Source organism: Salimicrobium album (assembly GCF_900107115.1).
Lineage (GTDB): Bacteria > Bacillota > Bacilli > Bacillales > Halobacillaceae > Salimicrobium > Salimicrobium album.
This window is the reverse complement of sequence record NZ_FNOS01000004.1, coordinates 44,230-56,678: the sequence shown is the minus strand read 5'-3', so window position 1 is coordinate 56,678 and position 12,449 is coordinate 44,230. Positions and strand designations below refer to the sequence as shown.

The 12,449-nt window shown below is 48.2% G+C and carries 11 protein-coding genes; all 11 read right to left on the bottom strand.

Features of this window, described 5'->3' with window-relative positions:
• Position 1: 1 nt before the first annotated feature.
• Entirely contained in the window at positions 2-934 is a 933-nt protein-coding gene (eutC, locus tag BLU03_RS08235; protein WP_093107104.1) for an ethanolamine ammonia-lyase subunit EutC, read from the bottom strand.
• Between the two features lie 12 nt (positions 935-946).
• Entirely contained in the window at positions 947-2,311 is a 1,365-nt protein-coding gene (locus BLU03_RS08230; protein ID WP_093107102.1) for an ethanolamine ammonia-lyase subunit EutB, read from the bottom strand.
• A 3-nt stretch (positions 2,312-2,314) separates the two neighbouring features.
• Positions 2,315-3,748, bottom strand: coding sequence for an ethanolamine ammonia-lyase reactivating factor EutA (locus BLU03_RS08225; protein WP_093107099.1), 1,434 nt, complete (start codon positions 3,746-3,748; stop codon positions 2,315-2,317).
• Positions 3,749-3,877: 129 nt separating this feature from the next.
• The gene (locus BLU03_RS08220) at positions 3,878-4,387 is read right to left on the bottom strand and encodes a EutP/PduV family microcompartment system protein (RefSeq protein WP_093107097.1); all 510 of its coding nucleotides are present in this window, start codon (positions 4,385-4,387) and stop codon (positions 3,878-3,880) included.
• 16 nt (positions 4,388-4,403) lie between these two features.
• Positions 4,404-4,745, bottom strand: a complete 342-nt coding sequence (gene eutS, locus BLU03_RS08215; RefSeq protein WP_093107095.1) for an ethanolamine utilization microcompartment protein EutS — start codon at positions 4,743-4,745, stop codon at positions 4,404-4,406.
• Between the two features lie 16 nt (positions 4,746-4,761).
• A complete protein-coding gene (gene eutH, locus BLU03_RS08210) occupies positions 4,762-6,054 on the bottom strand; it encodes an ethanolamine utilization protein EutH (RefSeq protein ID WP_093107093.1) in 1,293 nt (430 codons plus the stop codon).
• A gap of 137 nt (positions 6,055-6,191) precedes the next feature.
• On the bottom strand, positions 6,192-6,779 hold the full coding sequence (locus BLU03_RS08205) for an ANTAR domain-containing response regulator (protein ID WP_093107091.1): 588 nt from the start codon (positions 6,777-6,779) through the stop codon (positions 6,192-6,194).
• On the bottom strand, positions 6,776-8,212 hold the full coding sequence (locus tag BLU03_RS08200; RefSeq protein WP_245698778.1) for a sensor histidine kinase: 1,437 nt from the start codon (positions 8,210-8,212) through the stop codon (positions 6,776-6,778). The genes BLU03_RS08205 and BLU03_RS08200 overlap by 4 nt, the downstream gene beginning before the upstream one ends.
• 72 nt (positions 8,213-8,284) lie before the next feature.
• Complete coding sequence (eutC, locus tag BLU03_RS08195; protein WP_093107089.1) at positions 8,285-9,106, bottom strand: ethanolamine ammonia-lyase subunit EutC; 822 nt, start codon at positions 9,104-9,106, stop codon at positions 8,285-8,287.
• A gap of 24 nt (positions 9,107-9,130) precedes the next feature.
• Entirely contained in the window at positions 9,131-10,489 is a 1,359-nt protein-coding gene (locus BLU03_RS08190) for an ethanolamine ammonia-lyase subunit EutB (protein ID WP_093107430.1), read from the bottom strand.
• Between the two features lie 275 nt (positions 10,490-10,764).
• Positions 10,765-12,330: a mechanosensitive ion channel gene (locus BLU03_RS08185; protein ID WP_093107087.1), complete on the bottom strand. Its 1,566-nt coding sequence runs from the start codon at positions 12,328-12,330 to the stop codon at positions 10,765-10,767.
• Positions 12,331-12,449: the final 119 nt, after the last annotated feature.

The window sequence follows — 12,449 nt, the reverse complement described above, 5'->3', positions numbered from 1 at the left end:
TTCACCCTTCCTTCTTCACGAGCTCGACACCGCTCGCTCCGTAGTCAAGAATCTTTTCGATTACGCTTCCGAGATACGCTCCTGCTTCGACAGGGGGTGTACCTCCGCGATGAATATTGGAGACCACCTGACGTTCGGATTCAATCGTCCCTATTCTTGGCCTGTAGCAAAGATAGGCACTCATCGATTCGGCACTTACAAGTCCGGGTCTTTCCCCGACAAGCAGGCAGACGACGTCAGGCTCAAGTATTTCTCCCACGTGATCCATGACGGCGACTCTTCCTTTATCGATGTAGAACGGGGTTCCGGTTTCAATGCCCAGTGCTTCAAGCGACTGATTCAGGGAAAGGTAGACGTCTTCGAGATTTTCGTCCACCGCTTTCGAACTCAGACCGTCCGACACAATAATCTGCACCGAGGGACGTTTCCGGCATGCGTCCCGAACCTTTTCCTCCCCCTCTTCCGATAAGCGCCGCCCATAGTCCGGTCGCCGTATATAGGTGTCCTGATCCGTCACTTTCGTACGGACCGTAAACAGATCCAGGGTTTCCAGCAGACTGCCGTCCACCTGTCCGAAAACAGCGTCGACAGCTGCAGCATGATCGTAACGGAACTTCAACCACGTCTTCGTTTTAGGTCTTACTCCTGCTCTGCCCACCCCTATGCGGGCAGATGTTTTCTTTATAAGCTCCTTAAGATCACCGGAGTCCTCCTCTGTCTCTTCCGTACGGGAAGAAGGAGACTTTTCTGTCTTTGGAAATGGAGAAAGTTTTGCTTTTCCACCGACTTCCTCTTCTTCTCTTTCCTGGCCTACCGCTTTATAAGAAGGGGCTTTGTCATTGTGAATCCATAACCTGGCCCGGGCTTCTGGCTTCTTCTCGCCCATCCGCTCCACGACCATCCGCGTCACTTCTTCCACCAGTTGTCTGTCCATCATACTCACCTCCTACTTCAGGAATATAGTCGGGTCTCCCGCCGCTGCTGTAAGCCTGCCATTTTCCATGATCCCCATCTTTTCAAGCCAGGTTTCATATTCCGGCGAAGGGCGGTGACCGAACGTTTCTCTCAGTGTAGCTATGTCGTGGAAACTCATCGACTGATAGTTAAGCATACAGTCATCCCCCATAGGGGTAGCAATGACGAAGTTCACGCCGGCCGTACTCAGAAGCACACCGAGGTCTTCCATATCGTTCTGATCGGCTTTCATGTGGTTCGTATAGCAGATATCCACTCCCATAGGGAGAAGATGCATTTTACCCATGAAATGATCTTCGAGACCTGCACGTATCACCTGTTTCGTATTGTACAAATATTCCGGGCCGATGAATCCGACCACTGTGTTAACGATGAATGGGTCATAGTGTCTTGCGAACCCGTAATTCCGGGACTCCAGAGTCAGCTGATCTATACCTTCATGTGCCTCGGCAGATAATTCCGACCCCTGACCGGTTTCGAAATAGAGTCTTTGCGGACCGGTTCCCGTCCCCATTGTTTTCGCCAGATTGTTCGCTTCGCGCAAAAGTTCCGCGTTAATACCGAAAGATTTATTGGCGCGTTCCGTGCCGGCGATACTCTGGAAAATCATATCTGCCGGCGCTCCCTGCTCCATAGCTTTCATCTGGGCATTGACGTGGGCGAGGACGCAATTTTGCGAAGGTATCTCCCACTCATTCATAAAATCCTTCGTTGCATGAAGCATCCTTTTCACACTCTCGACCGACTCCTCAACCGGATTGATTCCGATCACCGCATCTCCACTTCCGTAGGAGAGACCTTCCCTCAATGAAGCGAGCATCCCCTCGACACTGTCAGTCGGATGATTCGGCTGCAGTCGGGAAGCGAGGGTACCTTTCTGACCGATAGTGATATTACATTTCGTCAAAATCTCCAGTTTATTCGCTGCGTGTACAAGATCAAGGTTGGACATCAGCTTTGCGACAGCTGCGATCATTTCACTGTTAAGCCCGCGGGAGATTCTTTTAATATCCTCTCCGCTCGTATCGGTGGAAAGTATGTGTTCTCTCAGTTCCGCTACGCTCCACTGTTTAACAGCCTCATATACAGTTTCGTTCATCTCTCCTTCAATGACGCGGGATACTTCGTCTTCTTCCGGAGAAAGAAGCGGGTTTTCCCTTATATCCTGCAACAGAATATCGCTGAGCACCGTTTTGGCAGCAATTCTTTCCTGGACCGATTCAGCGGCTACCCCTGCCAGCCGGTCCCCGGATTTTTCTTCATTGGCTTTGGCAAACAGTTCTTTTAAAGAATCGAACTGATACGTTTCGTTCAAATGTGTCGTCTTCAGATTCAAAACCTATTCCTCCTCTCCTCCGTGAAACGTGAGTGTCTTTATGACCACCGGCACAACTTCGGAATTGAGCGGTGTGCTGACATCTATATAATCTCCGTTTTCCACCCTGATCTGATCGATACAAACGATTTCCATCTCTTTGTGCCTTATATGCAGGGATTGCCCCAGTGACTTGGCTAAATCCCTCTCCATCACGATAATGAGCGGCGTATTTATATGATATTTACTGTATAATTCCGCCAGCCGGTCTCCCAGCTCCTGGATCGTTTTGAATCCGAGGAGAGGGATATCGTCGAAATAGACGGCGAATGCATTCCCTTCTCTCTCCGGATCATATAAAGTCAGAGCCTGCTCCAGGAAATTATCCAGCCGATCCATGTCTTCCTTCCATTCTCCACTGAATCGGAATTCGGCTACCGGTATGTTTCTGAGCGGAAGCGTCCCCTCATCCACCTGGATTGTCGAACCGCTTATTTCCGTCGTCTGAGTGCCGGCCCCGAGGACCGTCGCCCGGACGGTCTCATCAGGGACCCGCCACTCGAAGCCACCAAGTTCAGAGCTGTTTCTCAGGACTTCGGCAAGCGTCGTGCCTATGTCGTCATACATACCTTTCTCTTTGCAGTTCTCCTCGTTATAAATACATTCCGCTACTCCTCCGGAGAACATGATGATATCGATATCTTCCTTCCATTCCGGGGGCTGACCTATCAGAAGCGGGCTCTCTTTCATTGTTCCTTTCAGCATTCCGGTTACGGCTTTTTCCATGCAACCGGCAAGTTCTTTCAATATTTCCCGGGAAATACTTTCTCCCTTTTCCAAGTTCCAGTTATGTTCTTCTGCCAGCTGGTCCACTGCAGGAGCCGTATAAGAAACGGTTCCATTCTCGAACTCCACCAGCTTCCCCCCGACGTGCAGAGTACAGGTACCGAGAAGATTGCCGTGTTTATATACGGCTGTATTTGCGGTACCTCCGCCGATATCAATATTAGCGACAGTTTTATTCGTTTTTCTCGATAAAGCGTAAGCCCCGGATCCTTTCGCGGCTATAATACCTTCAAGGTCCGGTCCGGCAGTCGCTACAAGAAATTCTCCGGCGTGCGCGGAAAGACGGTCTATCATTTCCCTCGCGTTGGACTTCGTCGCAGTCTCACCGGTTATTATGACGGCTCCTGTCTGAATGTCTCCCGGTTCCACACCGGCGTTTTTGTATTCACGGGAAATGAGGTCCTCCACCTGTGCCATATCTATGGAAGTATCCCCTTTAAGAGGAGTACGGAAGATCGGACTTTCGTAAATGACTTCTGTATCGGTTATTTCAATTCGGGGCATATGAGTCTGCCCCGCAGTGTTTCGGAGGGAAAGACGGCTGATCACTATCTTCGTCGTACTCGTGCCGATGTCGATCCCTGCGCTTAAAATCACCTCTGTACCGCCCAAACCCGCACCCCCTCTTTCCGGAAAGACAAAAAAAGACGCCTTACACACCTGCCGCACTTCCGACAGGTATATAAGGCGCCTTCGCCTCCGATAGATTCACTTATTAAGGTTATAATAATAGAAATCTGTTTATTTGTAAAGGCTTTCATGAAAAAGAACGTTCTTCTTTTCAGACTTTTCAGTGTACTCTCTCATCTCCTGGATAGTCGAACAGGAAACAAGTGCTTTAATCTCTTCCAGACCTTCTTTATTATAGGCAGAGGCCAGCACGACCGGGCCTTTCGGTATGACTTTCCGCAACAGTTTCACCGCTCTCTCCACATCGGCTTCTTCAGCGTCCGTTTTTGTAACTATCCCTATCGGCAGTTTCCCTGTTCCGGTACTGAATCCTGGTGGAAAAATCATTTTCCGATTCGTAGCATCCTGCACGTAGAGGACGTGCGTCACTTCCATGGCTGTCGCCATAATGCTCTTATAGTGCATCGGGTTCTCCGTATATTCTCCCGGTGTATCCACCAGCCAGTCCTCGTAAGTGAGGCTCTGTGTTTTCATAGCTTTCGCTTCGTAGCCAAGCAGGGCTTTCGAAAGCGTTGATTTTCCCGCTCCGATAGCTCCTACCAGCATCCCTCGGTTCCTCATTCATAAGCCTCCCGGGTTACGATTTCGTCAGCCTGGACGGAGTGTATCCAAGGTTCTCCTCCAGAAAACGATTCACTTCTTTCATCGATGTCTCCACTTCCGAAACACTTCCTGTCAAAACGAGACTGCCTGTGAAACGGTCGAGAAAACCTATACTTACGTGAGCCGCTTTTGTTGCGTAGTCTCCGGCAATAATCACTGTTTCACTTGGCGTAAGGGTAAGAATACCAAGCGCTCCCGACTCTTCGATACCAAGTTTTTCAAACATATCAACATCCGGATTTGCTATCAGGTGACTCAGTGTTACCTGCTTTCCGGGCACAAATTCCTGAATAAATCTCTTTTTTTCTTCATCCATTCCGTTCACCTCCCGCTTATTTAGCTTCCGTCTTTGGGTCCTCTCCGGAAGCTGCCACTTCCCCTTCTGCAGCTTCTTCTTTCAGGTATTCGTTTTTGCCTATAACCCCCGTCTCACGATCAAGCCGCTCCAGTTCCCGGGCTTTCGGTACGGATAAATAGTAAGCGACTCCGATTGCAAGGACACCTGCTGTGAATTTACCGACGATGACCGGAAAAATCATAGTCGGCTGGAAGTTGGCCGTAAATGATAAATGGTCCCCGAGAAGAAACGCAGCACAGACACCGAAAGCGATATTCAGCACTTTATCTTTTGGAGGCATCTCTTTCACCAGCTTGAACATCGCCAGTATATTGGCGATTGTAGCGATAATACCGGCACTTCCAATTTTACTGAGTCCGATACTCCGTCCCATTGCTTCGAGAGGACGGGAAGCATACTTTTGTAACAGATATACCATCGGAAAAGCACCGGCCAGCATGATTCCAATATATCCGGCTGTCTCAAGCGCCCGGAATTGATCTTCCGTATCAGCCATTATCGGATCGAATCCCCATCCACCGAGTACCGTCGAGAAAAAACCGGTGAAGATTTCCACGATGGAAAATACGAGTACCAGTTTAATACCGGCATCCATAATTCTTCCGAACCACATAAAGCCTACAATCATCCGGTCTGCGAAGAAATAAAGACCGGCGGCCAGTACGGCAACGAAAATCAAGAGCGGTGTCAGGTTAAGAAAAATCTTTCCGTAACTGAGAGCGAATTCATAAGCTGACTCGGTATTCGTCGAAAGCTCAGTCCGGATTTTAGTATTCGTCATAGTCATGATGACACTCGAAATAAAAACGCCTACCGGTATCGTAAGGAGCCCCGACATCACGCCGAGGGCCATGTATTTATGATCCCGCTTATCCAGCATCGCAAGACCCATAGGTATGGAGAAAACTATTGTCGCACCGGCAGTAAAACCTACCACAAGTGCCATGGCCCAAGCTTCGTATGATTCCTGCAGCGCTCCCGCTAGAGGATATCCTCCCATGTCGGACGCGATAATCGCCGTAGCGGCAATACCGGGATCCGCTCCTATCCTCTCAAATAAAGGGCCTACTACAGTATCGATAAACCAGGATAAATAGGGGATGGAGGCCATAATACCGGCGGCCGGAACGAATATGTGACCTATGGTATGCAACCCCTCCATGAACTGTCCTCCGACTCCTGTCTCACTGTTTTTAATAGCGGCCACGGCCCCTATGACTGCGCAAATCATAATAATGTAAATGACAATGTCCCCGACTAGAACCATCAAACCATCTCCCTCATTCTAATATTGGTGAGCCGCATCACGGAAAAACGGCTATAAAAAAAGGTGCTGAAAGAACAAGGTTCCCTACCCTGTTTTTTCAGCACCTTTGCTGTAAGCTATTCACTTTTATGGATTTCTCAGGCCGATACAGAATTCTTTTTGTACTTTTTAATCACTGTTCTCGCTACTTTTTCCATAGGTACCTGCTTGTTCATGCTGATCTCCTGCATTTTCCTGAATGACTTTTCTTCCGTGTAGTGCAGATGCTCCATTAGGAGTCCTTTGGCCTTTTCCACCAGTTTGCGTGTTTCCATCCGGTTCTCGACTTCCTCTATCTCCGCTTTGTACCTCTTCGATACTTCGCCCTGATGAAGAGCGATCTCCACCGCAGGAAGAAGCCTGTCCTCGGATATCGGTTTTACAAGATACCCTACAATGTTGGCTTCTTTCGCTCTTTGGATATATTCAGGCTGGCTGTATGCGGTAAGCAGGAGAATGGGAATGTTGAACTGTTTCGATATGATGGCACTGGCTTTCAAACCGTCCATCTTCGGCATTTTTATGTCCATTATTATCAGATCCGGCTGCTGTTCGTGGGCCAGTTCTACCGCTTTTTCCCCGTCACCGGCTTCTCCGACAATGTCGAAACCGGCATCCTGCAGTATGAACGAAATATCCATGCGCACAATCGATTCATCTTCCACCAGTAGTATTCTTTTGCTCATGTTTCTCCCCTCTCTCCGGGAAAAGAAAGCCTCGCTCGCGTGCCTTCCTGATCCCCTTTGATAGTGAACGAACCTGATAAGTCGTGTTCAGCCATACGTCTCACAATCTCAAGTCCAAGGGACGGTTTATCTGTCTCTTTATAACCGATCCCATTGTCCTGAACGACTACTTCTCTTTCATGCCCATTCTGCTCAAAAGAAATCGATATTTTTCCATGATTCCTCCCTTCGAAGGCGTAATTTAAACAGTTCTGGACCAGTTCATTTATAATCAGTGCCACAGACACGGCCTGCCCTGACTCTACAGTCATACTATCCCCTTCATAACTGATGTTCACTTTGTGACCGGATGTATATACAAGCATCTCCCCAATACGCTTACTTAAATCATAGATGTCCACTTCATCTATACTGCTATTTGAAAGTATTACTTCATAGACGGAGGCTATACTGAGAATCCGGTTGAGACTTTCCACGAAATGAACCTTACTCTCTTCGGGAATCCCCCGTCTCATCTGCAGTCTGAGGAGACTTGCGACTGTCTGCAAATTGTTTTTCACACGGTGATGGATCTCCTGGATTGCTACAGATTGTATGACCAGTTCTTTCTCCTTCTCCCGTAAATCAGTGAGGTCCCTCAAAATAAGAAACATACCGTTGTACTTCTGCTGATGAGGGAGTCGGATTTTCTTCGCTTTGAATATTTTCCCCTTCGTCTCCAGCTCCTTCACGAGCAGTTCTTCATCGGCATTCACGATGGACTCGATTTCCGGAAGATAACCGACCAACCTGGCCCCGTATTCGCAATGTTCCCCCGTCAGCTCGTGGACAAGATTTACAGCAGCGGGGTTCGAATACGTGATCTCCCCTTCCTTGCCGAGGAAAAACAAAGCTTCTTCCATGAGATCAGGAACGAGCGGGTAATTCTCTTCATCCCCAAGAAGCAGACCGCTCAATTTCTCGGTAGTCCTTGATAACGCTTCCAATTCCTGCTGCACGTTCTCCCGGTCACTGATGTCCTTTTCCATAATCAAAACCCCGATGACGGTTTCCTTCTCATTCCGGATAGGTACGACACTCTGCTCCACTTTCTTCTGTTCCTGCGTTATAGCCCGGTTGGAAGTCATAGTGTTCCCCGTCTTCAGACAGTAGATGACCGCCGGTTCGAAGGTCTGATAGGCCATATTACCGACAACTCGTTTTTCGTAAATGGAGGGGGCTGTACGCGGTGATGCTTCTGCTACTACTACAGCGTGGTTTTCTTTCGCATGAGCACAGTCTATAAATACGTTTGCTTTTGATAAGTCGGCATGAAGCTGCATCGTTCTGCTGACTTCTATAATTTTCTCTATATCCTGATCGGACAGCAGGGTATGTTCCCTGCACAACGTTTTGATTTCTTCATCTTCAATCATGACCAGTATGTCCCTCACCTCTGAAATTCTCCCCTCCGGGTGATGTAAATTATATAAATCAATTCAATATTTGTCAATATTCCGAAAATTTTATTTCAGCCGGGCAAATGCAACACCGCTTGCTTTATTTTCAAGCATCCGCTCTATGACATCGGCGAGGTAAGCCCCTGCTTCGACAGGCGGAACCCCACCTTCGTGGATGTTCGAAAATACGGTTCTATCCGCTTCCACGCTCTCTTCTCCCGGTTTGTAAATGATATAAGCACTGATGCTTTTGGAAGTAGCGAGACCTGGACGCTCCCCAATCAGGGAAATAACGAGTTCACAATCCGTCAGAGCCGCCACCTCGTCCTGTATCCAGACCCTGCTTTTTCTGATGAACACCGGCGTTCCGACAGTAATATTTTTTGATTCGAGCCCCTGGGTCAAAGAAAGATAAAGATCCGGCACCGTCTCTTCCACTCCGGTTGAACTAAGGCCGTCAGAAACAATGATCTGCACCTGTTTCCCTTTTTCTGCGTGATTTTTAAGCCAGTCTGCGGAAGCATCATCCAGTTTTCTGCCCGCGTCCAGGTTCATAAGATATTCCTGCATGGAAACGGCTCTGGATTTTAATAAGGATAGACCCATTTGTTCGATGACTTCATCTTCCACATCCTTGAAAACTGCGTCCTGGGCAGCAGCATGGTCCACCCGGAAATCAAGGTAGTTTTTCGTTCTCATACGGGTTCCGGCTCTTCCGATACCGATCCGCGCAGGTGTCAATCGCTGAACATACTCAATATTCTCTTTGCTTACGGGATCGGCTACCGTCACTTCTTTCTTCTGTTCATATTGAAGATGTTTTTCCTCCGCTTTTTCTGACCGTCCCATTTCGGAAAGCACTTCCTCAACGATTTGCTCAATATTCATTTTTCATCCTTCCTCCCCGTGTGCTCAGTCGAAAATAGATAAATCCCCGGCCCGGTTCGTCAGTCGACCTTTTTCCATAATACCCATTTTTTGTAACCATTTCTCGAATTCCTTCAACGGCCGGAGTCCAAGCATTTCACGTAAGCTTGCATCATCGTGATAACTCGTATCCTGATAACTGAGCATTACGTCATCCCCTCCCGGTACTCCCATATAGAAATTAGCCCCTCCGACTGCTGTCAGCATGCCCGCAATTTCCTGGTCATTCTGGTCGGCCTGCATGTGGTTCGTGTAGGTGGGAGCAATGCCCATCGGCAGGTTGTGAAGTTTCCCCATGAACAGGTCTTCAAGATCTGCACGGATCATCTGTTTCCCGTCGAAAAGAGTTTCGGGTCCTATAAATCCGGAGACGTTATTTACCATGAAAGGTTTCCAGCGCCTTGCATACCCGTACGTTCTCGCTTCCAGTGTCTGCATATCCACACCTTCGTGACCGTCGAGGGAAACCTCCGAGCCCTGCCCTGTTTCAAAATAGAAGAAGTTCGGCCCGGCGGATGTACCCTTTGATTTCATAAGTTCGTACCCTTCGTCAAGTATTCCGGCGTTCACCCCGAACTCGTCATTGGCAGCGTTCGTCCCTGCAAGGCTCTGAAACATCAGCGCCACCGGGGCCCCCTGTCTCAGTGCTTCCATCTGAGTAGTAATATGGGCGAGGACGCAGTTCTGGGTCGGAATCTTCCATTTCTGTATAAAATCATGACTCATATGCAGAATTTTCGCTACCGATTCCACTGCTTCATTATTAGGATTGATACCGATGACCGCATCTCCCGAACCGTAAGATAAACCTTCTTTTATAGAAGCGAGAATACCTTCCGGATTATCGACAGGGTGATTGGGCTGACAGCGGAAAGCAAGCCGTCCCGGTTCGCCGATTGTCGTATTACAGTGCGCTTCGTGACGCATTTTCTGCGCTCCGAGGACGAGATCGATACTCGACATGAGCTTAGCCACTCCTGAAATCATTTCGCTCGTCAGTCCGCGGCTTATTCTTTTCAAATCCTCCGCACCGGTATCGTGGCTCAATACATACTCACGCAGTTCTCCCACCGTCCAGCCGCTGATTTCTTCATAAATCGTCCGGCTCATATCTTCATAGATGATTCTCGTCACTTCATCTTCCGCAGAAATCACCGGATTTTCATAAATGTCTTTCAGCGTAAGTTCGCTGAGTGTATACTTGGCTGCCATCCTCTCGAGGGATGAACCGGCCCCGATGCCGGCCATTACATCCCCGGATTTCTCTTCCCCTGCTTTGGCCAGCACCTCTTTTACAGAATGAAACCGATAAACTTCTCCTCGTAATGTACAGGATAATTTCACTGTTTTTTTCCCCTCTCCATGTAAGAAAGACTGATCTGTCCAACGGAGTAAAAATAAAAAGGCCGCCACAGGTACAGAATTCTGCACCCGTCGCGGCCTCTTCACCGTTTTATAAACTTTTTACCATTGTACCAAACGAACGGGCTAAATGAAAAGGCTTTCACAAAATATATTTTAATTCCCCGTTCCTGTTTCTTTCAAACTCGAGAACTTTAACCGCTAGATCATAAAAAGACTGCCGGTTTGAGAAAACCGGCAGCCTTTCGTCTTTTGCCTTAAGGAAGATCATTCGGGCCCGGACCAGGTTCACCAGGGTCCTCAGGCTTCGAATCTTTTTCTACACTTACTTTTTCCATCTTGCGGTCAGCTTTCTCAAGGTACTCGGCCGCTTTGTCACGTCCGCCAAGTCCAAAGGCAAGACCGAACGCAAGGGCAAGTGCTCCAAGTATAAGCATGAACGCAGTGTTGATGATCGAATCAGCTACACCGAGCTGGTCGAGTGCCATGAACAATGCGAAAGCCAGAATAGCATACTTGGCAACAGAGGCAAGAATGTTGGATTCGCCTCCAGGAGTGCGGACGGCACTCTTCACGAAGCGGGAAGCCGCATCCGCAAGCCACATACCTATACCGAGAATGACGATTGCAGCGAATACAGATGGCAGATAGCTGACGACTCCTGTCGCAAGATCGACGAGGAACTCAAGCTGTATTACCTGAAGAGCTTCTACAGCAAACAGGAAAATAACGAAAATCTGTACAATGTATCCACCGATTTCAGACAGTTTAGGGATGCTTCTGTTCTCTTCTGCGCCCCCAAGTCCCATCTTGCTCATAAGGGAATTGAAACCTACGCGTTCAAGAAGGTTGGCTACAACGTCCTTCAGCCAGCCACCGATTACTACACCTACCATAATCAGCAGAGCGGCTACGATGATTTGCGGGATCATTTCCAGTACGGTGTTCAGCATAGCGATAGCCGGTGCCGAAATACCTTCAAGATCCAGTGTTTCCAGTGCGGAAATAACGACCGGAATCAGAATGAGTACGAATACTACCGTACCGATGATCTGGGAAAGACTGGTTCCTTTCATGGAAGAAGAAAGGTTCATCTTCTCGGAAACGCGGTCCGTTCCGATACTCTGAAGGAATTTCGTAACGATATCCCGTACGATTTTAGCTACAAACCAGCCGATCAGCAGCGTAATCGCAGCTGCTACCAGTTTAGGAATAAAGGTAAGGATGCTCTCTATCATAGAAGAGATGGATCCGCTCAGAGAGTCGATGTTCAGGGCTCCGAGCACAGCCGGAAGCGCCAGTAAAAGGATAAGATAGAATACGATCTGAGCAAGTGTATTCACACCTTTTTGAGCAGATTCTTCATCATCTGCTACCTTGGACTTCACCATCATTCCGGACATTTTTCCTCCAGCGCCTTCGATCAGCTTCTTAAGTACTGTCGCTATAACGTAGGCGACGAGCAGAATGATACCTGCTTTTACGATTGCAGGGATTGCTGAAGTGATGCTTGATAGCATATTGGACAGCGGCTCTGCCAGCATGTCGATATTCAGCATATTAAGGAACCATACAAAGGCTATAATGACGATCAGCCAGTAAATGATTTTCCCTACGACTCTTTCAACGCTGAACGACGGGGGCGTGTCCGAGTCTTTCCTTCCGAACAACCTCCTGCTTAATTCCATTTTTTCCAGAGCTTTTTTGACTCCTCTGGAAACGATCGCAGCTACTATAAACCCTATAATTAGTACGAGAAGCGCGAGAAGAAGCTGCGGTATTTGCGCTATAAAATCTTCGAATGTCTTCATGAGACCATCCACATGATCATCCTCCTTTACTATATTTAAAAAAATGAATCACTTCCTCCTTCATCGGAGCAAAGTTCCTTCCGGGAAACATTTCCCGGAGCATAACGGCCTCAGACAGAGACCATCATGCG